The sequence below is a fragment of the Williamsia sp. R60 genome, assembly GCF_054063855.1.
This window is the reverse complement of the sequence record NZ_JBSSGR010000004.1, coordinates 210917-232236: the sequence shown is the minus strand read 5'-3', so window position 1 is coordinate 232236 and position 21320 is coordinate 210917. Positions and strand designations below refer to the sequence as shown.

The following is a 21320-nucleotide window of genomic DNA, read 5'->3' as shown; positions in this document are numbered from 1 at the left end:
GGCGCTCAGCCCGGGAAGCCGAGTCTTCGGCTCACGTCCAGCGCCGCACCACACAACCGCGACGAGAACGCATCCATTGCCTCAGGTGTGAGCCGAAAGCTGGGTCCGGAAATACTCAGCGCCGCAATCACATCGCCGGTGTGGTCACGAACCGGCGCAGCGATCGCATTGAGGCCGTCCTCGAGCTCTTCGACTGCGCTGGACCACCCGCGCGCGGAGATCAGTTGCAGCTGCTCGCGCAACTCGGTCAGGTCGGTGATGGTGCGAGGGGTGAACCGCTCGAGTTGGTCACGGAGGGTCTGCCCCAACCGCCCTTCCGGCACGGCGGCGAGGAGGACTTTGCCGCTGGATGTCGCGTGCGCGGGCGAACTCTGCCCGACCCAGGTTCGCAGCGCGATCCCGAGCGGGCCGCTCGCCTCGGTGATGTTGATGGCCCGATCACCTTCCAGGATCGCCAGATTCACCGTCTCCCCGGCCTCGTCCGCAAGTGCCTCACAGATCTCGCGACTCTCTTTGCCCAGATCGCGGGTCGCCATCGTCGCCCCGGCCAACCGCACGATCGTGAAGCCGAGCCGGTACTTGCCACGATCAGACAACTGCTCGACGAACCCCCGCGCCTCGAGGACCGAGACGATCCGGGACACCGTCGACTTGTGGACTCCGAGGGTGTCGGCGATATCCGACACCCCGCCCTGACCCTGGCGGGCAAGGATCTCCAGCACCTGGAGGGCACGGTCCACCGACTGGATCGATGCGGGACGGGTTTCACTCTCGGCTTCAGTCATCGTCGCTCAGCCTAATGCGGCGCTCCCGGGGCACCGCCGGAACCGGCCGGTCGGCTTGACTGACGCTCCGCCGGATGCGACGCTGTTGCGCATACCGAACTTAGTTGCAACTGACGCAACTCAACCGTCGTGAGTTGTACACCGACTTCATCGAGGCTGCCATGACAATCACTCCTGACCAGGCCATTCAGCACTACTTGGTGTCCACTCTCGACGCCCTGCCGGCCGGGGAGGTCGCACGTGTCACTCCCCCGGGTCAACCACCCATCGCCGTGTTCCACACCGAAGACGGGGTGTTCGCGATCGACGACACCTGCACCCATCAGGAGACTTCGCTGGCCGACGGCTGGGTGGAAGGCTGCGCGGTGGAGTGCCCGCTGCACGAAGCCTGCTTCGACCTCCGGACCGGACTGCCCTCGGGACCCCCGGCGAAGATCGCGGTCCGGACTCATCAGACCCTGGTCGAGGACGGCCGGATCTACCTGCAGCTCTCCGGGCACGACGCCGCGTGAGCGGGACGCCATCGGACACCACGGCCGAACCATCGCTCGCAGACCCGTCCACCGCCTCCGTGGCGATCGTCGGGGCCTCGCTTGCCGGTCTGTCGACCGCCCGCGAACTACGCGCACTCGGGCACACCGGCGAGATCACCCTCATCGGGGCGGAGGGCCATCTGCCCTATGACAGGCCGCCGCTGTCGAAAGCTGTTCTGTGCCAGGGCGTGACCAGCGCACCCATCGGCCTGACCGACGACGAGGACCTGACCGAGTTCCGGTGGCGCCTGGGGTCGCCGGCGATCGGCATCGACCATCACGCAGCCGGGCACGATGTACTGCTCGACGACGGCACTTCGATCACCGCAGCGACCGTGGTGGTGGCGACCGGCGCTCGGCCGCGCACCCTGATCGGCGCAGACATGGCCGGCGTACACACCCTCAGAACCCTTGACGATGCTCTCGAGCTCCGCGAATCCATGCGGCGCGGCGGTCACATGGTTGTGATCGGTGCCGGTTTCGTCGGATGTGAAGTGGCGTCGAGTGCAACAGCAGCAGGCATGTCGGTGACCATCGTCGAGGCGTCCGAGGCCCCCGGTGCGGCCCTGCTCGGTGCGCGACTGGCGCACTGGCTACACAGCGTGCACGCCAGGCACGGGGTGACCTTGCGTACCGGGACAGCGATCGAGACGATCAACGGAACCGCCCGGGTGGAGTCGGTGACGCTCGCCGACGGCACCGAACTACCGGCAGACACCGTGGTGATCGGAATCGGAGCCCTCCCCAACACCGAGTGGGCTGCCGCATCCGGGATTGCGATCGACCGCGGCTTCCTCACCGACGAACAGTGCGCCACCGCGGTGGCCGGCGTATACGCGGTCGGAGATTGTGCCCGCGTGTATAACGCCATCACGGCTACCCATGTGCGACAGGAACATTGGGCGGCGGCGCTCGACCACGCACGACGAGCGGCGCGATCGCTGCTGCGCTTGCCTCCACCGAAGTACACGGCGCCGTACTTCTGGTCGGATCAGTATGATCTGAGGCTTCAGGTGTGCGGGACCATACCTGCAGGGCAATCGCCCAGCATCGTCGAAGGCAATCTGGAGTCGGATCGCTTCGTGGCGGTGTACGGCGACGTCGACGAGCCCGTCGCAGTGGTCGCGACGGGCGGTGGTCGCACTTTCACCCGACTACGCAAACACATCGACCGGTCAGAAGATCGGCGCCGAACCGCGCAGGTGCTCGAACACCAATGACGTTGTTGTCCCGGCCACCTCGGGACGCGAGTTGAGCATCTCCACGAACTGACGAAGCGTCTCGGTGTCGGCGGTGGCCACGTGGAGCAAGTAGTCGTCCGTACCTGCGAGGAAGAAAACGTCGATCACCTCGTCGTGCACACCGATCTCCGCCACGAAGCGACGGATCTGGCCCCGCGCGTCCGATTGCAGACTCACCGCCACCATCGCCCGCAGCGGTCGCCCCACGGCAGCCGGATCGATATCGGCGAAGAACCCGCGCACCACTCCTATGTCGACCAACCGGCGAATCCGGCCGTGGCAGGTCGAAGCGGCGATGCCCACCTCGGCAGCCAGCGCACTGTTGGACATACGCGCATCGGTTTGCAGCAACGCCAAGATCTTGCGATCGACGTCATCCAACCCGGCCGTCCGCGGTCGAACAATATTCGGCTCAGGTGTCACGCGAACCTCCAAGATCGAAGAATTGTCGGAACAATCCCGACTCCAGAGAATTATCGTCACATATATTGCGCCGGAATCGAACAAGTTTCACGCTTGGACCTACCTCAATCACAAGGAGAACGTCATGCGTGTCGGAATCCCACGCGAGATCAAGAACAACGAATACCGGGTCGCGGTGACCCCGGCAGGAGTGGCCGAACTGACCCGGCGGGGCCACGAGGTCATCATCGAGCAGAACGCCGGCGCCGGCTCGGCCATCTCCGACACCGATTTCAAAGAAGCCGGCGCCCAGATATTGGGCACCGCCAAAGCCGTATGGGACCAAGCCGAACTCCTGCTCAAGGTGAAAGAACCCATCGCAGCCGAATACGAGCTGATGCGAGAAGGTCAGGTGCTCTTCACCTACCTGCACCTCGCGGCGAGCAGGGCGTGCACCGACGCCCTGCTCCAATCCGGTACAACTGCCATCGCCTACGAGACCGTGCAGGCCGCAGACGGTTCGCTCCCGCTGCTGGCACCGATGAGCGAGGTCGCCGGTCGGCTGGCCCCGCAGGTCGGCGCCTACCACCTGATGCGGTCGGCCGGCGGACGTGGTGTGTTGATGGGCGGGGTCCCGGGTACCGCCCCCGCCGACGTCGTGGTGATCGGGGGCGGGGTCAGTGGCGTGAACGCCGCGACCATCGCGATGGGTATGGGGGCGACGGTGACCGTTTTCGACCTCGACATCGCCAAGCTGCGTGCGATCGACGCCCGCTTCTCCGGTCGGGTACACACCCGGTACAGCACCGCGCTCGCGCTCGGCGAGGCGATCAAGAACGCCGATCTCGTGATCGGCGCGGTTCTTGTCCCCGGCGCGAAAGCCCCTGTGCTGGTCTCCAATACGCTGGTGGCGGAGATGAGAGAAGGATCGGTCCTTGTCGACATCGCCATCGACCAGGGTGGATGCTTTGAGGACTCACGACCGACCACGCACGACGACCCGACGTTCATGGTGCACGGCTCGGTGTTCTACTGCGTTGCCAACATGCCGGGCTCAGTGGCCCGGACCTCGACGATGGCGCTCACAGGCGCCACCTTGCCGTACGTACTGAAGCTTGCCGACCTCGGATGGACCGAGGCGCTGCGTCGCGACACCGCACTCGCCAAGGGCTTGAGCACCCACCGCGGTGAGATGCTGTGCCCGCACGTGGCGGCCGATCTCGAGATCCCGCTGGGCACATCGCCCCTCGACGATTCCGCTCACGCGGGCGGGTCGACGAACTCCCGGACAGACAAGTAGTGCGACATGTTCTCCATCCGCCGCTGGACCGCCGACACCTCTCGCACGGCCTGTCCGACGAGACTGCGGTCCAGCGGTGACAGTCTGGACATGGTGAGCACGTCCGTGGCCCTCTCCCCTCTGTCGAGTTGGGCTACCTGGTAGGTCAGCCGGATCTTCTGCAAGACCTCGAACACCTCGATGAGTGTGTTGGCGTTGTCCTCGGTGAGCATCGGACTACCTGCGGCGGCGCCCAACCGTGCGCGCGTACCCAACTCCGGACTCTGCACGCTCAACGCAGCCCACCGGGCGATGTTGATCACGGGGATCAAGGCGTGGGACTTGATGTCGAATGTCCCCCCGCGCCGCGACAACACGTCGCGCATCGAGCGGAGTTTCGCTCGGTACGACAGCGATTCGGCAAGCAGCAGTCGCATGGTGCCAGGATGCGACCGCACGTTGCCGAACACCTCGGACACGGCGGTGACACCCGGATCACCCCAGATGGGCCGGCCATCGAGCAGAAGGGAGGCCAGGATCATGCCTTTGTTGTCCAGGGGCGATACCAGCCACTGCTGGGCAGCTTCCTGCCACTGACTGTGGGTGCGGGAGAACAGTGGCATCTCTGCCGATGCGCCGTTGCTGTCGATGCTGAGCCCGCAGCCGCGCAAGACCTCGCCGACCTCGGCGAACGCTGCGCGATACGCCGCTATCGCCTCCGGGTCGTTCACCGATTCGGCGAACGAGACCGCACTGTCCACGTCAGAACTGAGAACTGGTTCCCGGCGCGCATTGCTGCCGAGCGACAGCCAGGTGAGGGCGGCGGGGTCCAATTCTGGGTGACCACCCAAGACGATCTCGAGGGCACGGCGCACCACGGCATCGGTGACCACCGACAGAACGGCGGTGACCTCGAAGGACGGCCGACCACGTCGCAGCAGATCAGCCACCAGGTATCGCATCCGCTTGCCACGGTCCTGCAGGGTGTCGATCGAGTCGGCACGCGTGATCTGTTCTCGCAGAGCAACACTGATACCCGCAGGGGCATTGACGAAGTCACCGGGCAGAACAACTCCCCGGAGCGTCCCGCCCGGATCGACCACCGGGACACAGGTCAGATCGTGCTCCAGAATGTTGACGAGTACGTCGGAAGCGGGCGCATTGGTCACCGCGGTGATCGCAGGAAAGGTCATGACCTCGCGCACCGGCGTCCGCAGATCTGCTCCGGTGGCGACCACACGGGCGCGGATGTCGCGGTCGGTCAGCACACCGAAACGCCCGTCGTCACAGGGAATCACAATGTACCCGCTGCGACGCTCGGTGATGACGGACGCGGCCTCTCGCACCGTCATCGATCCGGAGCCGACCACCGGGGCCGTACGGATCAGCTCGTCCACGGTGCCATAGTCGTTGATCGACAACGAGTCGGTGCGTTGCGCGACGGTGAGCTTACGGGCGAGGAACTCGGCGCCCGCCAGGGACGAGAAGACCGCACGCACAGCATGATTAGGGACGCGACAGACCTGGACCGGGCCGGCCGCGATGGCGAGTGGCCCGATCGACGATCCGGTCAACATCGCCGAGTAGCCAAACACCCCGCCCGGCCCGAGGATCTCGTCCGGGCCATCGGGTTTGTGATCGGGCGAGTTCCACAGTTCCACCTGGCCGGCTACGACAACGGCGAGTTCCTCGACCGGCCGGCTGAATCCGTCCATGATCTGGCTACCGGACTCGTGGTGCTCGAGCCGCGACGACGCAGCGATCCGTGCGATCTCCGACTCGTCGAGTGAGTCGAACGGCGGGTAGGCGGCAAGGAACTCCGCGATCTGGACCATTGCCTCATCGTGCCAGGCCTGGACCCGATCAGCAGATCAGACCGGTCAGTGACTTCGGCAACTGCCGACGGGAGCGGTACGGGCCGACCACCGCGGCCCCCATGGGCCGGCTCAGCAACTCGCCTGCCACCCGGCTCGTGTCGGCCACGGTGACCCGTTCGATCTTGCGAAGCGTTTGTTCGACGGAGAGCTGTTTGCCGTAGTTGATCTCGCCGCGTCCGTTTCGATGCATCCGGGACTGAGAGTCCTCGAGCCCCAGCACCATGCCGCCGATCAACGAACCCTTGGCGCGCACCAGTTCTTCCTCGGTGATGCCCTCGCGGGCAACCTGGGACAGGATCTCTCCGGTGACAGTGACGACCTCGGCCAGATGGTCGGGAGAACAACCGGCATAGACGGAGAACGCGCCGATGTCGGCAAATGAATCAACCGACGAGTAGACCGAGTACGCCAGACCTCGCGACTCCCGGATCTCCTGGAACAGCCGAGAACTCAGCCCGCCCCCGAGCGCGGTGTTGAGCAGGGACAGTGCCCATCGATCCGGATTGCCCCTGCCGGGCGCGCGAACACCGAGGAGGATGTGTACCTGTTCGGTGTCGCGATAGGACAACTCGAGCGATGGCAGGCCACCGATCGTCTTGCTTCCTACACGAATCGGGGCGGGCGCGGCGTCGCCGCCGAGATGACCGGCGAAGGTGGACCGAACTGCGGCGAGAACGTCGGCGTGTGAGACGTTCCCGGCGACCGACAGCACCATCTTGTCGGGTGTGTACCGACGACCGTGAAACGACTTGATCTGCGTTCTGGTCATATCGGTGATCGATTCTGCCGACCCGATCACCGGCCGTCCGATCGGATGGTCCCCGTACATCGCCGTCATGAACAGATCGGCGAGCAGGTCTTCGGGATCGTCGTCGCGCATCGAGATCTCCTCGAGCACAACGGTCCTCTCCACTTCGACGTCCTCGGCGCGGCAACGACCGCGCAGCACGACGTCACCGACGATGTCGATGGCCGTGGCCAGGTGCTCGTCGAGTACGTGGGCGTAGTAGCAGGTGTGCTCTTTGCCGGTGAAGGCGTTGAGTTCACCGCCGATGGCATCGATCTGCTGCGCCGTACTCGCTGCCGTTCGTGTGGGCGTCGACTTGAACACCAGATGCTCGAGAAAGTGTGCAGCGCCGGCAACCGACGGCTTCTCGTCACGCGAACCGACCGCCACCCAGAGGCCGACCGATGCGGACCTGACCCCCAGGATGTGTTCGGTGACCACCCGCAGCCCGCCGGGCAGCACGGATCTCCGTACTGCCCGGTGGCTTGCGGTCGACGCGGACTTCGGCCGCGACGAGGTCAAACCTGTTGCGTTGCTCAGGCGTTCGCCTCCGAGACGGGCTCCGCCTCGGCCGGGGCCGAAGCCGCGTCGTCGTCGACGGGGACGAGGCTGATCTTGCCGCGGTCGTCGATGTCGGCGATCTCCACGCGGAGCTTCTCGCCCACGTTGACCACGTCCTCGACCTTGCCGATGCGCTTGCCCTTACCCAGCTTCGAGATGTGCACCAGACCGTCGCGGCCCGGGAGCAGCGACACGAAGGCACCGAAGGTGGTGGTCTTGACCACGGTTCCGAGGAACCGCTCGCCCACCTTGGGCAGCTGCGGGTTGGCGATGGCGTTGATCATGTCGATCGCGGCCTGCGCAGACGGACCATCGGTGGCGCCGACGAACACGGTGCCGTCGTCCTCGATGGAGATGTTCGCACCGGTCTGCTCGGTGATCGAGTTGATCATCTTGCCCTTGGGCCCGATGACCTCACCGATCTTGTCGACGGGCACCTTGACCGTGGTCACACGAGGCGCGTACGGGCTCATCTCATCCGGCTCGTCGATGGCCTCGGCCATCACGTCGAGGATGGTGATGCGGGCGTCCTTGGCCTGGGCGAGCGCCGATGCCAGAACCTTCGACGGGATGCCGTCGAGCTTGGTGTCGAGCTGCAGTGCGGTCACGAAGTCCTTGGTGCCTGCAACCTTGAAGTCCATGTCGCCGAAGGCGTCCTCGGCTCCGAGGATGTCGGTCAGGGCGACGTAGCGGGTCTGGCCGTCGATCTCGTCGGACACCAGGCCCATCGCGATGCCGGCAACCGGGGCCCGCAGGGGCACGCCGGCGTTGAGCAGCGACATCGTGGAGGCGCACACCGAGCCCATCGACGTAGAGCCGTTGGAGCTCAAGGCCTCGGACACCTGACGGATCGCGTACGGGAACTCGGCGACGCTCGGCAGTACCGGCATCAGGGCGCGCTCGGCGAGTGCGCCGTGGCCGATCTCGCGACGCTTGGGTGAACCCACCCGGCCGGTCTCACCGGTCGAGTACGGCGGGAAGTTGTAGTGGTGCATGTACCGCTTGCTGGTCTCGGGCCCGAGGGAGTCGACCTGCTGCGCCATCTTCACCATGTCGAGGGTGGTGACGCCCATGATCTGGGTTTCGCCACGCTCGAACAGGGCACTGCCGTGTGCGCGAGGAATGATGGCGACCTCGGCAGACAGCGAGCGGATGTCGGTGACACCGCGACCGTCGATCCGGAAGTGGTCGGTGAGGATGCGTCCGCGTACCAGCTTCTTTGTCAGCGACCGGTATGCGCCGCCGATTTCCTTCTCGCGGCCTTCGAACTGTCCGGCGAGCTGCTCGAGGATCTCACTCTTGAGTTCATCGGTCTTGTCGTCGCGCTCGGCCTTGGCCGCGATGGTCAGGATCTCGGAGAGCTTGGCCGAGCCTGCGGCCTCGACAGCAGCGAAGACGTCGTCCCCGTACGGCGGGAACAGCGGGAAGTCGCCGGTGGGCTTGGCTGCCTCGGCGGCGAGCTTCTGCTGTGCCTCACACAGACGAGCAATGAACGGCTTGGCGGCCTCGAGACCCTCGGCCACGATGGCTTCGGTGGGCGCCTGCGCGCCACCCTCGATCAGTTCGATCACGTTGTCGGTGGCCTCGGCCTCGACCATCATGATCGCGACATCGGCGGAGTCACCCTCGCCGGAGACGATTCGGCCTGCTACGACCATGTCGAAGACGGCGCCTTCGAGCTGCTCGACGGTCGGGAAGGCGACCCACTGGCCGGCCTTGTTCTCGTCGGTCGGGATGAGCGCAACCCGCACGCCACCGACCGGCCCGGAGAACGGAAGGCCCGCGATCTGGGTGGACGCCGAGGCGGCGTTGATGGCCACCACGTCGTACAGGTCCTTGGGATCGAGGCTCAGGATGGTGACTACGACCTGGATCTCGTTACGGAGACCGTCAACGAACGACGGGCGCAGCGGCCGGTCGATCAGGCGGCAGGTCAGGATCGCGTCGGTGGACGGACGGCCTTCACGACGGAAGAACGACCCGGGGATGCGGCCGGCCGCATACATGCGCTCCTCGACATCGACCGTCAGCGGGAAGAAGTCGAAATGGTCCTTGGGGTGCTTGCCGGCACTGGTGGCCGACAGCAGCATCGTCTCGTCATCGAGGTAGGCGACAACCGCGCCTGCGGCCTGCTGCGCGAGCCGGCCGGTCTCGAAACGGATGGTGCGGGTGCCGAAGGTGCCGTTGTCGATGACAGCGGTGGCTTCGGTGATCTCGTCGTCGTAATCGACGGTGTCTGTGGTGGTGACGTCAGTCATGTGTTGATGGTTCCTCTCGTCAGGCGTCAGAGATGACGACCTGCTTACGGTCGGTCGACTCGCGGGCGAACACACGCGAGTAGGCCCTGAACCAAGAGGAGGCAATTGCACGTCGCGTGACGGCCATCGATCGAAGCCGCCGGAGAATCGTGTCTCCGGGAGCCACTACCGAGGACCGCTCACCTACTGCAGTGTGTCCGGGCCGCAGATGCCGACCGGGTACTGCCGCGCAAACGGCCGTGATCTTCTTGGTACAAAAGCCAACGCCGAGGATATCACTCGATATCCTCGGCGTTCGCACTCTCGGTGGTGCAGTGGCCTGCCGAGCGCCATTCGGCACCTCCGCGCAGGCCGGGTGGGCCGTACTAGCGGCGCAGGCCCAGACGCTCGATGAGCGAGCGGTAGCGCTGCACATCGACCTTGGCGACGTACTTGAGCAGACGACGGCGACGGCCGACGAGCAGCAGGAGTCCGCGACGGCTGTGGTGGTCGTGCTTGTGCTCTTTGAGGTGCTCGGTGAGGTCGGTGATGCGCTTGGTCAGCATCGCGACCTGAGCCTCGGGAGAACCGGTGTCGGTCTCGTGCAAGCCGTACTCGGCGAGAATGGTCTTCTTCTGTTCAACGGTCAAAGCCACAAGAAACTCCTGAAAATGCCGTCCGCGCGTTGATGGGAGAACTCCGGGTGGTTTTGACCCACCACCCTCGAAGATCTTGGTGCAGCCACCGCGAACCGCAGCACACACCGACTGTCCACTGTACCGGCGCGGCGGTCACCAGGCCAAATCGAGGCCTGGACCCTCGAGCGGGCCGACGTGCGAGTCAGTCCTCTGGATCGGGCCCGGATGCCAGCACCACACGGGTCTCTTCGACATCGGCTGCGATCTGGTCGATCAGCGACTGCACCGACTCGTACTTGACCTGCCCTCGGATGCGTCCGACAAAGTCGACTGCGACGTGCTGGCCGTAGAGGTCGGCCTTGGTATCCAGAACAAACGCCTCGACGGTGCGCGTACGTCCGGAGAACGTCGGGTTGGTCCCGACCGACACGGCCGCCTGGTAACTCTCCCCTGGTTCCACCTGACCGACGACCGGACCTGCTCCGAGAACGGTGAACCAGGCGGCATACACACCGTCGGCGGGAATGGCCGAGTACATCGGCGGTGCCACATTGGCAGTGGGGAAACCCAGTTCGCGGCCACGTCCGTCACCACGGACGACCACGCCTTCCACCCGATGGGGCCGGCCGAGGGCCTCGGCCGCCGCCGCGACGTCCCCGGCGTCGACACACGAACGGATGTATGTCGAGGAGAACGTCACCGCATGCTCACCCAGCAGGGACACCGCTTGCACACCGAATCCGAACTTCTCGCCGAATGTTCTGAGTACCTCGACGTTGCCCGCGGCCTTCTTCCCGAACGTGAAGTTGTCGCCGACCACGACCTCTTGCGCGTGCAGGCGTTCCACCAGCACTTCATGCGCGAAGTCCTTCGGGGACTGGGCGGCGAGCACGGGAGTGAACGGCATGACGCAGAACACGTCTATGCCCAGCTCTTCGGCGAGCTCTGCCCGTCTGGTGAGGGTGGACAACTGGGGAGGGTGACTGCCCGGGCGCACCACTTCGGCGGGATGGGGATCGAACGTCATCAGTACCGCGGGCACTCCACGTTCCTCGGCGGCCTTGGTCGCGGTCGTGATCAACTGCGCGTGACCTCGGTGCACGCCGTCGAAGACGCCGATCGTGACCACACATCTGCCCCAGTCCGCGGGGATATCCTCAAGCCCTCGCCAGCGCAACACGGCACAAGCCTACGACCCCGCCCGCGGGACCGCGACACCGAACTCCCCCTGGCGATCTGACATCTCGTGTTGTCGCGTCCTAAGCTCGACAGGTGCCTCCATCTGATGCTCCCGAAGAAACAGGGAAGGATCTCACCGACTCCGCCGACCAGCGGGGCGTGTCCGAACTGTCCTCGGTGACGCAGGACTACCTGAAAGTGATCTGGACCGGCCAGGAATGGCGGCCGGAGAAGATCACCACCAAGATGTTGGCCGAACGTCTCGGCGTGTCACCGTCCACCGCGTCCGAGGCGATCCGCAAGCTCGCCGATCAGGATCTCGTGGTGCACGAGCGCTACGGATCGATCACGCTCACCGAGGCCGGCAGAACGGCCGCGGTGCTGATGGTCCGGCGGCATCGCCTGTTGGAGACATTCCTCGTCCGCGAGCTCGGCTATGGATGGGATGAGGTGCACGACGAGGCCGAGGTACTCGAGCACGCCGTGTCCGACCGCTTCCTGTCGAGGCTGGACGCGAAACTCGACTTCCCCACCCGCGATCCCCACGGCGACCCGATACCGCAGGTGGACGGGTCGGTGCCGTCGCCATCGGCCCGGGTGCTCGCCGATGTGGACGTGGGCACCGCCGGACGGATCGCTCGCATCGCCGACACCGACCCTGAGATGCTGCGCTACTTCGACTCGGTGGGCATCGCGCTCGACCGCACCATCGCCGTCCGGGAACGTCGCCCGTTTGCCGGCACCATCGAGATCTGTATCGACGGCGGAACCCCGATCGATCTCGGAGACATTGCCGCACGGGCTATTTGGCTCGCCGACTGAAGTGAGCCGAGCTGAACTCGGCCGAGACGGTTCTCAGCGCAACGTCGCCGGCCGGACCACCATCACCGAGCTGGCTCTGCGGCCCTTTTCCTGCAGCAGCGCGATGGTGTGGCCCTCCGGGTCGATGGCTGCGTAGACCCCCGCCATCCCGATCGGCTCGAGCCAGCGCCCCTGGCTGATCGACTCGGCTTCCTCCGCGGTGATGTTGCGATGGGCAAAGGCGAACTGCGCTGCTGCATCGATGTCGAGCGACACCGTCGGGTCGTCGGTCAATTCGGCGATCGTGCGCGCCACGTCGAGCCCGAACGGACCGACCCTCGTGCGCCGCAGTGCCGTCAGGTGGCCACCCACGCCGAGTTCGGCCCCGAGGTCCCGTGCCAGCGACCGGATATAGGTCCCCGCCGAGCACTCGACCTGGACACGCACGTCGGTGTAGACCGCGTCGCCGTCCTGGACGGTCTCGATGTCGACGACGTCGAATCGCGACACCGTCACCTGTCTGGCCTTGAGTTCGAATTCGGCGCCTTCGCGGGCCAGCGCATGCGCGCGCTGACCGTCGACCTTGATGGCGCTGACGCGGGCCGGGATCTGGCTGATCTCCCCCGTCAGCGGTTTGACCTCGGTGTGGATGCGCCCGTGGTCGAGGTCGCTCGTGTCGGTGCGGGTGAGAACGCTGCCTTCGGCGTCGTCGGTGTCGGTGGTGGCCCCGAGCCGGATCGTCGCGTCGTACGCCTTGGTGGTCAGCGACAGGAGGCCGAGCATCTTGGTCGCCCGCTCCACCCCGATGACCAACACGCCTGTGGCCATGGGATCGAGTGTTCCGGCATGCCCCACGCGCCGTGTCTTGAGCAGCTTGCGACACGAGGCGACGACGTCGTGGCTGGTGACGCCGGCGGCCTTGTCGATGATCATCAGGCCCGCGCCGTCAAGGCCTGAATGTGGTGGTCGAGAACTCACGGTCGACTCCTCAATGCACGATCGCGGTGACGATGAGACCGTCCTGGACCAACCAGCGCCCATCGAACCCGAGCAAGGGCTGGCCCCCGTCCACGGTGGCACCGTCCACGAGGAGTTCGGTACGGAAAGTGCCCGTGCGTTCTGCGGTCTGCTCGAACGTGATGTGCGCATCCTCGAAACCGAGCCAACGTTTGGCCAACGGGAACCACGCCTTGTAGGTGGCTTCCTTCGCGCAGAACAGCAGTCGGTCCCAGTGCACGTCCGAGTCCCGGGCCGCCAACACTTTTCGCTCGGGCTCGATACTGACGTGCTCGAGAACTCCCTCGGGCAGGGGCTCGTGCGGTTCGGCATCGATGCCCAGCGAACGGACCTGCATCGCATAGCCCGCGACCGCCGCCCGGTACCCATCGCAGTGGGTCAGGCTGCCCACGATCTGACGGGGCCACAGCGGTTCACCGTTGTCGCCACGCAGGATGGGTACCGGCTCGACACCGAGTCGGCTCAGCGCCTCTCGTGCGCAGTTGCGGGTGGTGACGAACTCGCGGCGACGCTTGTCTACGGCACGGGCGATCAACGAGGCCTCGGCGGCCATCGGCTCGGCGTCGGCCATCTCGCCGAACGACTCGGCCACTGCGACCCCTGAGGGAAACAGCTTCTCGATCATGGTGTCTCGTCTCGCTTCTGTTCACGCTCGGCGCGGCGCACCTTCACGTCCTCACGTTTCTTGGCCAGCTTCTGGGCGAACTCCTCGGCGCGTTCCTTGTAGTCCGGGGGCAGCTCGAACCGAGCGCCGTGTTCGGGCAGGTGCTCGGGCAGCAAACCGTCATCGGGAACGATCTTGCGCAGCAAGGGATCCGGCAGGCCACGGCGGCCCCACTCGCGCGGGTAGCCGACCGACACCTCTTCGAACCGCACCCCGTCGTACCAGGTGGTCCGAGGAATGTGCAGGTGTCCGTACACGCTGCACATCGCGTTGTACCGCAGATGCCAGTCGTCGGTGAGTTCACTGCCGCACCACAGGGCGAACTCGGGGTACATCAATGCATCGGTGGGCTCTCGTCGCAGCGGCCAGTGGTTGATCAGCACTGTGCGCTCGGTGGGGTCGAGTCGGTCGAGCCGGCGGCGAGTCTGGTCGATGCGGGCCCGACTCCAGGCGTCGCGCGTCTGAAATGGCTCGGGCGACAACAGGAACTCGTCCGTCGCCACCACGTTGTTCTCCCGGGCGACAGCCAGGGCCTGCAACTTGTTGACGGTGCCTTTCGGTCGAAAGGTGTAGTCGTACAACAGGAACATCGGCACCACGCGAACCGGTGCGGTCCCGTCACCGGGGTCGAACAGGGGGTAGATGTCCTCGGGTGTGACGACGCCCAGATCGCGGCACATCTGCACCAGGTAGTCGTAGCGTGCGACGCCGTAGATCTGCATGGGATCCTTGGCGGTGGTGTAGAGCTCGTGGTTGCCCGGGGTCCAGATCACGGTCTCGAACCGCGCTTTGAGGCGGCGCAGGGTGTCGGAGATGTCGTCGGTCCGTTCGCTGACGTCACCGGCGACGATCAGCCAGTCGCCGTCGCCCTCGGGCCGGATCCGGTCGATGATCGATTCGTTCCCGCGGTGCGCGACATGCAGGTCACTGATCGCCCACAGTGTCGCCATGTCGCGTCCTTTCGCCGATGTTCACAGGTCTGCCCGTCTCGTCTTCCGCCCCGTCACGCGAGGGTAGTCGAAGGTTCGGGTGGCCCCGGTTCAGGGCGCTGGGGTCGCCCGGCTGCGACCTCGGTCCATCTGCCACCGCGCACTCGCCATGCACCGGTGATCAGCCGCAGCACCATGAACACGACAAGGCCGGTCCAGATACCGGCCAGACCCCAGTCGAACGCCAGGGACAACCAGATGAGCGGCAAGAATCCGATGATTGCCGACAGCAGTGTCGAGGTGCGCAGGAAGGCCGCGTCTGCGCTCCCGAGGAGGATGCCGTCGAGGGCGAACACGATTCCCGCGATCGGGAGCATCGCGACGAAGAACCACCACGGCGTGGACAGTTCGTCGAGTACCGCGGCGTCGGAAGTGAACACACGCGGGAAGACGGCGTTGCCAGCGGCGAACATCGCGGCCAGAAGGACCGACACACCCAGCGACCAAGCGATCACGCGGCGGGCGACCCTCCAAGCTGCCGGAACCGCACCGGCCCCCAGTGCCGCACCGACCAGGGCCTGGGCCGCTATGGCAAACGAGTCGAGGACGAGGGCAACGAAGTTCCAGAGCTGCAGGACGAGCTGGTGGGACGCGACCGCCGCGACGCCGAACCGGCTCGCCACGGCGGCTGCGGACAGGAAACACACCTGAAAGGCGAGACTGCGCATGATGAGGTCGCGGCCTAGGGTCAGCTGCGCTGCGATGACCGTCCACTGAGGACGCCTGGACACCGTCGATCGATCACCGGGTCCGGCGCCCACCGGCGTCAGGCGAGTGACCGCGCTGAACTCGCGGAGTACGCGGATCGCGAACAGGAGCCCGGCCAGACTCTGGCCGATGACGTTGGCGATCGCGCTGCCCACGAGCCCCAGGTGCGGCGCACCGAGCAGTCCGTGCACCAGAATCGGGCACAGAATTGCCGAAAGACCCAGTCCGGCAACCACGTACAGAATGGGACGACGGGTGTCCTGCACGCCGCGCATCCAGCCGTTACCGGCCATCGACAGCAGGATCAGCGGCACCCCACAGACCGCGATGCGCAGCCAGTCGACCGCCTCGGTGGCCACCTCACCACCGCCGGTGAGCACCTCGAGGATCCAGGGGGCGGCCAGCTGCATGACCGCCACGATGATCGCACCCACTGCCAGCGCGATCCACGTGGCCTGCAACCCCTCGCCCACCGCGCCTGCCCGGTCGCCGGCGCCGAACCTCTGGGCAGCCCGGGCCGTCGTGCCGTACGACAGGAACGTGAGCTGGGTGCTGACAACCGACAAGACGAGCACCCCGACACCGAGCGCTGCAAGGTCGAGACCACCGAGCCTGCCGACAACGGCCAGATCGAGCATCAGGTACAACGGCTCGGCCACGAGAACAACCAGGGCCGAGGCCGACAACCGCAGGATTCGGCTGTTGGTGGGAGTGAACTCCCCGACGGGTGCTTCGGTCACACCGAGCGCAACAACTGCCCGACGACCTCCGTGGCCGTCCCGGTGGCGCCGTATCCCGCCGCGAGCCGATGACCGCCGCCGCCGTGTATCCGAGCCAGCGGGACGAGGTCGACGTCCGACTTGGACCGCATCGACACCGTCCACTGACCCGGCGAGGCCTCCTTGAAGACAACGGCGACCTCGGCTTCGGAGGTGGTGCGCACGATGTCCACCACACTCTCGCTCTCTTCCCAGCCGAGCGCTGCGGTCGACTCGTGGTCGACCACGGCGTACACCAGACCGCGTCCGGCAAACGCGTGGGGAACCAGCTCCGCCGAGTCGAGGGCGGCGGCAACCATCGTCAGCCACGCGAACCGGTGGGTGTCGAGAAGTCGCCGAGTCCATCTCCGGCCATCCACGCCCAGTTCGAGCAACCGGGCGGCGATCCTGTGTGATCGGGGGCTGGCCCACTTGAATGACCCGGTGTCGGTGACCACGCCGGCATAGAGGCAGGTGGCGACCTCGACGTCGAGCGGCACCTCGAGCGCATCGATGATCTCGAGAACCAGTTCGGCCGTGCAGTCGGCAGTGGGATCAACGAAGTTGATGGTGCCGAAGCCGTCGTTGGACGCGTGGTGGTCGATCACCACCGATGACTGCGCCGCCTCCACGACGGCGGCCAGCGATTCCAGACGATGAATGCTGGCGCAGTCCACGGTCACCACGACGGGGTGGCCGACCACCTCGCCCGGCTCGACAAGCGTGTCCGCGCCGGGCAATTCGGCCAGCGCCGCAGGTAGCGTCGTCGAATCGGGGAAGCTCACCTCCACCACGGTGCCTCGGCGTCGCAGTGCTCCGGCTATGGCAAGGCCGCTGCCGATGGTGTCGGCGTCAGGTCGCGTATGACAGAGGACGGTGACGTGCTCGGCAGCTGCCAGCACGTCGACGATCGACCGCAGCGCGGAGGTGGACGCCGTTTCGGTGGTGTTCACCTTTCGCCGGCACCCGCAGTACCCGCACCTTCGTCGCCGGGATCACCATCGGCCCGGGCCGGTTCCTTGTATGGATCCGGGTCGCCGGCCGGGGCGGCATCGCGGGCCAGCCGGGCGACTTCCTCGTCCTGCTGGCGAGCGCGCTCCAGTAATTCTTCGAGATCACGGGCGGTGTCGGGCACCTTGTCCAACACAAAGCTCAGTGTCGGGGTGAAGCGGACGCCTGTTCCGGCTCCGACCTTCGACCGCAGGATGCCGGTCGCCTTGGCCAGACCGGCTGCCGCCGCCGCGTAATCGGGTTCTTCGTCGAGCGACGGACCCATCACCGTGTAGAAAATTGTTGCATCGTGTAGATCGCCGGTCACCTTCGCGTCCGTGACGGTGATGTAGGCCAGCCGGGGATCCTTGATCTCCTTGGCGATGGCCGTGGCGACAATCGATGAGATCCGCTTCGCCAACCGCTGTGCCCGTGCGGGGTCTGCCATGGGACCTCACTCCTTTTTGTTCTCAGACCGGCCCGTGAGCCGAATTCTTCTCGAGTAATTGTGCTGCAGTGAGCTCAGTCGTCCTCGCTGCTGCGAATTCTGCGCCGGACGGACAACACTTCGACCTCGGGCCGCTGCATGACCAGATCTTCACTGGCATCGAGTATTTCACCGATGTGCCGGGAATCGGTGGCAACTGCCGCGACCCCGATCCGCGCCCTGCGGTGCAGATCGTGGTCGTCGACCTCGGCGACCGAAACCCGCAGACGCGCCAGTGATGCGACGATGGGCCGCACCACTGAGCGCTTCTGCTTCAGGGACCGGACGTCTCCGAGCAGTAGGTCGATCTCCAGGGAGCCGACAAACATGACGTCCTGGTCCGGGATTACTCCCGGGCCTTCTCCCGCAACTCGTAGGTCTCGATGACGTCGTCGACCTTGATGTCCGTCGCCGACGTCATTCGCGTGCCTTCTCCCGCAACTCGTACGTTTCGATGACGTCGTCGACCTTGATGTCGTTGTACGTGATCGTGAGACCGCATTCGTAGCCGTCGCGGACCTCGGTGACATCGTCCTTCTCGCGCTTGAGTGAGGAGATGGTGAGGTTCTCGGCGATCACGACGTTGTCGCGCAGCAGACGGGCCTTGGCGTTCCGGCGCATGATGCCCGATGTGACCAGACAACCCGCGATGTTGCCGACCTTCGACGAACGGAAGATCGCACGGATGTCGGCCCGACCCAGTTCGACCTCTTCGTAGATCGGCTTGAGCATGCCCTTGAGCGCGCTCTGGATCTCGTCGATGGCCTGGTAGATCACCGAGTAGTACCGGATGTCGACACCCTCGCGGTTCGCGAGTTCGGTTGCCTTGCCCTCGGCACGGACGTTGAACCCGATGATGATCGCGTTCGATGCCGACGCCAGGTTCACGTTGGTCTCGGTGACGCCACCAACACCGCGGTCGATGACCCGCAACTGCACCTCGTCGTCGATCTCGATACCGAGCAGCGCTTCTTCGAGCGCTTCCACGGTTCCCGAGTTGTCGCCCTTGAGGATCAGGTTCAGCTGCGAAGTCTCCTTCAGAGCCGAATCAAGATCTTCCAGGCTGATCCGCTTACGGCTGCGTGCGGCCAGCGCATTGCGCTTGCGCGCATTGCGGCGATCGGCGATCTGGCGGGCGATGCGGTCTTCGTCGACGACCAGCAGGTTGTCGCCTGCACCGGGCACCGAGGTGAAACCGATGACCTGGACCGGGCGCGACGGCAGAGCCGCCGTGACATCGGCGCCGTGCTCGTCGACCATCCGTCGGACACGTCCGTAGGCGTCTCCGGCGACGATCGAGTCGCCGACCTTGAGCGTTCCGCGCTGCACGAGCACGGTTGCCACCGGGCCGCGGCCGCGGTCGAGGTGGGCCTCGATGGCCACACCCTGCGCGTCCATGTCCGGGTTCGCCCGTAGGTCGAGTGAGGCATCGGCGGTCAACAGAACTGCTTCGAGCAGCGCGTCGATGTTGGTGCCCTGCTTGGCGGAGATGTCGACGAACATGGTGTCGCCGCCGAAGTCCTCGGCAACCAGACCGTATTCGGTGAGCTGAGCGCGGATCTTCTGCGGATCAGCACCTTCCTTGTCGATCTTGTTGACCGCCACGACGATCGGCACGTCGGCCGCCTGTGCGTGGTTGATCGCCTCGACCGTCTGCGGCATGACACCGTCGTCGGCCGCGACCACGAGGATCGCGATGTCGGTGGCCTTCGCACCACGGGCACGCATGGCGGTGAACGCTTCGTGACCCGGGGTGTCGATGAAGGTGACCAGACGCTCGTTGCCGTCCAGTTCGGTGAGGACCTGGTAGGCACCGATGTGCTGGGTGATGCCACCGGCCTCGCCTTCGCGGACCTTCTCGTTACGGATCGTGTCGAGCAGTCGCGTCTTACCGTGGTCGACGTGACCCATGACGGTCACCACCGGCGGACGTTGCTCGAGGTCGTCCTCGCCACCGGCATCTTCGCCGTAGGTGAGGTCGAAGGAGTCGAGCAGCTCGCGATCTTCGTCTTCAGGACTGACGACCTGCACGACGTAGTTCATCTCGCCGCCGAGCAGCTCGAGCGTCTCGTCGTTCACCGATTCGGTGGCCGTGACCATCTCACCGAGATTGAAGAGCGCCTGCACCAGTGCTGCCGGGTTCGCGTCGATCTTGTCGGCGAAGTCGGACAGCGATGCACCGCGAGCAAGGCGAATGGTCTCGCCGTTGCCACGTGGCAACCGCACGCCGCCGACTGCGGGAGCCTGCATGCTCTCGTACTCGGCGCGTTTCGCCCGCTTCGACTTGCGACCACGACGGACTGCACCGCCGGGGCGACCGAAGGCACCGGCTGCGCCGCCACCTCGTCCACGACCGCCACCACCTGGGCGTCCGCGGAACCCACCGGGAGGACCACCGGGAGCACCTGTCGGGGCTCCGCCGCCGCCGCCGGGACCGCCGCGGTATCCACCGCCGCCGCCACCGGGACCGCCGCGGGCACCACCGGCACCGCCGGGTCCGCCGCGTGCGCCACCGGGACCGCCGCGTGCTCCACCGGGTCCGCCCGGACCGCCTGGGCGGGCCGAACGAGCCGGCATGGCGCCGGGATTGGGACGAGGAGGCATGCTGCCGGGGCTGGGACGGGGACCGCCCTGACCCGGTGCCGGGCGTCCGCCGGTCGCGCCGCCGGGTGCGGGGCGCTGGCCGCCGCCGGGGCGGGGACCGCCAGCGCCGGGTGCCGGACGTGGTGCCGGACGCTCGACCGGAGCGGCCGTCGAATAAGGGTTGTTACCGACCCGCGGCGCGCGCGGGCCGGGCTTGGGTCCCGGAGCGGCCGGCCGTGCGGCCGGAGCCGGACGGGAAGGAGCCGCAGGCGGGGTCGCGGAGGCTGCCGATGCTGCGGGAGCCTGAGGAGCCGCCGGTGCCGGACGCTGGGGAGCGGGCCGGTTCTGCGGGGCCGGAGTTGCTGCCGGGGGCGCCGGGGGTGCTGCCGGTGTCGCCTTGGCTGCGGGCGCCGCCGGGCGCGGCGCGCCGGGCTTTGCGCCGGTCGACGGCGCGGCCGGAGCCGAACCGCTCGGTGCCGGCGCCGAAGGAGCCGGGGTGCGCGCGGCACCCGGCTTGGCTGCTGATGGTTTTGCTGCCGGGGCGCTGCCTCCGGCGTTTGATGATGGTGCTCCACCGTTGGCGGCGGGAGCGTCCTTCCCGGGGAAGGACTGGCGAAGTCGCCGGGCCACAGGGGCCTCTACGGTCGACGACGCTGATTTGACGAACTCGCCTTGTTCGCTGAGTCGGGCGAGTACTTCTTTACTCGTCACGCCCAGTTCTTTGGCCAATTCGTGCACGCGGGCCTTGCCTGCCACTGCTCTCCTCACTTGGAGGTCGAGCGGCATTGCCCGCTACGACCTCGG

Annotated in this window: 19 protein-coding genes; 4 read left to right on the top strand and 15 right to left on the bottom strand. The window is 66.2% G+C overall.

What is annotated here, in order from left to right; all coding sequences use genetic code 11:
- Positions 1-5: 5 nt before the first annotated feature.
- Positions 6-785 carry an IclR family transcriptional regulator gene (locus ACVWY6_RS20010; RefSeq protein WP_457540484.1) on the bottom strand — a complete coding sequence of 260 codons (780 nt, stop codon included), beginning with the start codon at positions 783-785 and terminating at the stop codon, positions 6-8.
- 161 nt (positions 786-946) lie between these two features.
- Here ACVWY6_RS20010 and ACVWY6_RS20005 point away from each other — a divergent pair, with 161 nt between their 5' ends.
- Together ACVWY6_RS20005 and ACVWY6_RS20000 are read left to right on the top strand one after the other, a co-directional pair.
- Positions 947-1297 carry a bifunctional 3-phenylpropionate/cinnamic acid dioxygenase ferredoxin subunit gene (locus ACVWY6_RS20005; protein WP_062798527.1) on the top strand — a complete coding sequence of 117 codons (351 nt, stop codon included), beginning with the start codon at positions 947-949 and terminating at the stop codon, positions 1295-1297.
- The gene (locus ACVWY6_RS20000) at positions 1294-2538 is read left to right on the top strand and encodes an NAD(P)/FAD-dependent oxidoreductase (RefSeq protein WP_457540482.1); all 1245 of its coding nucleotides are present in this window, start codon (positions 1294-1296) and stop codon (positions 2536-2538) included. Before ACVWY6_RS20005 ends, ACVWY6_RS20000 begins: the two co-directional genes overlap by 4 nt.
- Here the strand turns inward: ACVWY6_RS20000 and ACVWY6_RS19995 are convergent.
- Complete coding sequence (locus ACVWY6_RS19995; protein ID WP_457540480.1) at positions 2494-2940, bottom strand: Lrp/AsnC family transcriptional regulator; 447 nt, start codon at positions 2938-2940, stop codon at positions 2494-2496. The two genes, ACVWY6_RS20000 and ACVWY6_RS19995, sit on opposite strands and share 45 nt — an antisense overlap.
- Positions 2941-3106: 166 nt before the next feature.
- On the opposite strand from ACVWY6_RS19995, the gene ald reads away from it, so the two are divergent.
- Positions 3107-4261, top strand: coding sequence for an alanine dehydrogenase (gene ald / locus ACVWY6_RS19990; RefSeq protein WP_457540478.1), 1155 nt, complete (start codon positions 3107-3109; stop codon positions 4259-4261).
- Here the strand turns inward: ald and ACVWY6_RS19985 are convergent.
- The 5 genes from ACVWY6_RS19985 to ACVWY6_RS19965 form a co-directional block, all read right to left on the bottom strand.
- Positions 4222-6075 carry a putative nucleotidyltransferase substrate binding domain-containing protein gene (locus tag ACVWY6_RS19985; RefSeq protein ID WP_457540476.1) on the bottom strand — a complete coding sequence of 618 codons (1854 nt, stop codon included), beginning with the start codon at positions 6073-6075 and terminating at the stop codon, positions 4222-4224. The genes ald and ACVWY6_RS19985 overlap by 40 nt on opposite strands.
- Before the next feature lie 28 nt (positions 6076-6103).
- Complete coding sequence (locus tag ACVWY6_RS19980) at positions 6104-7426, bottom strand: M16 family metallopeptidase (protein ID WP_457540474.1); 1323 nt, start codon at positions 7424-7426, stop codon at positions 6104-6106.
- Between the two features lie 14 nt (positions 7427-7440).
- On the bottom strand, positions 7441-9723 hold the full coding sequence (locus ACVWY6_RS19975; RefSeq protein WP_062797833.1) for a polyribonucleotide nucleotidyltransferase: 2283 nt from the start codon (positions 9721-9723) through the stop codon (positions 7441-7443).
- Positions 9724-10088: 365 nt separating this feature from the next.
- Complete coding sequence (rpsO, locus tag ACVWY6_RS19970; RefSeq protein WP_023959738.1) at positions 10089-10358, bottom strand: 30S ribosomal protein S15; 270 nt, start codon at positions 10356-10358, stop codon at positions 10089-10091.
- Between the two features lie 184 nt (positions 10359-10542).
- On the bottom strand, positions 10543-11520 hold the full coding sequence (locus ACVWY6_RS19965; RefSeq protein WP_457540471.1) for a bifunctional riboflavin kinase/FAD synthetase: 978 nt from the start codon (positions 11518-11520) through the stop codon (positions 10543-10545).
- Positions 11521-11678: 158 nt separating this feature from the next.
- Between ACVWY6_RS19965 and ACVWY6_RS19960 the strand changes: the two genes are divergently transcribed.
- Positions 11679-12341, top strand: coding sequence for a metal-dependent transcriptional regulator (locus tag ACVWY6_RS19960; RefSeq protein WP_030163512.1), 663 nt, complete (start codon positions 11679-11681; stop codon positions 12339-12341).
- A gap of 33 nt (positions 12342-12374) precedes the next feature.
- Here ACVWY6_RS19960 and truB read toward each other — a convergent pair whose 3' ends face one another.
- The 8 genes from truB to infB form a co-directional block, all read right to left on the bottom strand.
- A complete protein-coding gene (gene truB / locus ACVWY6_RS19955; RefSeq protein ID WP_457540469.1) occupies positions 12375-13298 on the bottom strand; it encodes a tRNA pseudouridine(55) synthase TruB in 924 nt (307 codons plus the stop codon).
- A gap of 10 nt (positions 13299-13308) precedes the next feature.
- Positions 13309-13962, bottom strand: coding sequence for a 4'-phosphopantetheinyl transferase family protein (locus ACVWY6_RS19950; protein ID WP_457540467.1), 654 nt, complete (start codon positions 13960-13962; stop codon positions 13309-13311).
- Positions 13959-14951, bottom strand: coding sequence for a metallophosphoesterase family protein (locus ACVWY6_RS19945; RefSeq protein WP_457540465.1), 993 nt, complete (start codon positions 14949-14951; stop codon positions 13959-13961). The genes ACVWY6_RS19950 and ACVWY6_RS19945 overlap by 4 nt, the downstream gene beginning before the upstream one ends.
- Before the next feature lie 53 nt (positions 14952-15004).
- Complete coding sequence (locus ACVWY6_RS19940) at positions 15005-16438, bottom strand: MATE family efflux transporter (RefSeq protein ID WP_457540463.1); 1434 nt, start codon at positions 16436-16438, stop codon at positions 15005-15007.
- The gene (locus ACVWY6_RS19935) at positions 16435-17409 is read right to left on the bottom strand and encodes a DHH family phosphoesterase (protein WP_457540461.1); all 975 of its coding nucleotides are present in this window, start codon (positions 17407-17409) and stop codon (positions 16435-16437) included. The genes ACVWY6_RS19940 and ACVWY6_RS19935 overlap by 4 nt, the downstream gene beginning before the upstream one ends.
- On the bottom strand, positions 17406-17894 hold the full coding sequence (gene rbfA, locus ACVWY6_RS19930; RefSeq protein ID WP_023959754.1) for a 30S ribosome-binding factor RbfA: 489 nt from the start codon (positions 17892-17894) through the stop codon (positions 17406-17408). The genes ACVWY6_RS19935 and rbfA overlap by 4 nt, the downstream gene beginning before the upstream one ends.
- A gap of 74 nt (positions 17895-17968) precedes the next feature.
- Positions 17969-18262, bottom strand: a complete 294-nt coding sequence (locus ACVWY6_RS19925) for a DUF503 domain-containing protein (protein ID WP_023959756.1) — start codon at positions 18260-18262, stop codon at positions 17969-17971.
- Between the two features lie 88 nt (positions 18263-18350).
- On the bottom strand, positions 18351-21272 hold the full coding sequence (gene infB, locus ACVWY6_RS19920; protein ID WP_457540459.1) for a translation initiation factor IF-2: 2922 nt from the start codon (positions 21270-21272) through the stop codon (positions 18351-18353).
- Between the last annotated feature and the right edge of the window lie 48 nt (positions 21273-21320).

Coding starts and splice junctions, on each gene's coding strand:
- ACVWY6_RS20010 (WP_457540484.1), bottom strand. CDS start 785: ATGACTGAAGCCGAGAGTGAAACCCGTCCCGCATCGATCCAGTCGGTG.
- ACVWY6_RS20005 (WP_062798527.1), top strand. CDS start 947: ATGACAATCACTCCTGACCAGGCCATTCAGCACTACTTGGTGTCCACT.
- ald (WP_457540478.1), top strand. CDS start 3,107: ATGCGTGTCGGAATCCCACGCGAGATCAAGAACAACGAATACCGGGTC.
- ACVWY6_RS19985 (WP_457540476.1), bottom strand. CDS start 6,075: ATGGTCCAGATCGCGGAGTTCCTTGCCGCCTACCCGCCGTTCGACTCA.
- ACVWY6_RS19975 (WP_062797833.1), bottom strand. CDS start 9,723: ATGACTGACGTCACCACCACAGACACCGTCGATTACGACGACGAGATC.
- ACVWY6_RS19950 (WP_457540467.1), bottom strand. CDS start 13,962: ATGATCGAGAAGCTGTTTCCCTCAGGGGTCGCAGTGGCCGAGTCGTTC.
- ACVWY6_RS19945 (WP_457540465.1), bottom strand. CDS start 14,951: ATGGCGACACTGTGGGCGATCAGTGACCTGCATGTCGCGCACCGCGGG.
- rbfA (WP_023959754.1), bottom strand. CDS start 17,894: ATGGCAGACCCCGCACGGGCACAGCGGTTGGCGAAGCGGATCTCATCG.
- ACVWY6_RS19925 (WP_023959756.1), bottom strand. CDS start 18,262: ATGTTTGTCGGCTCCCTGGAGATCGACCTACTGCTCGGAGACGTCCGG.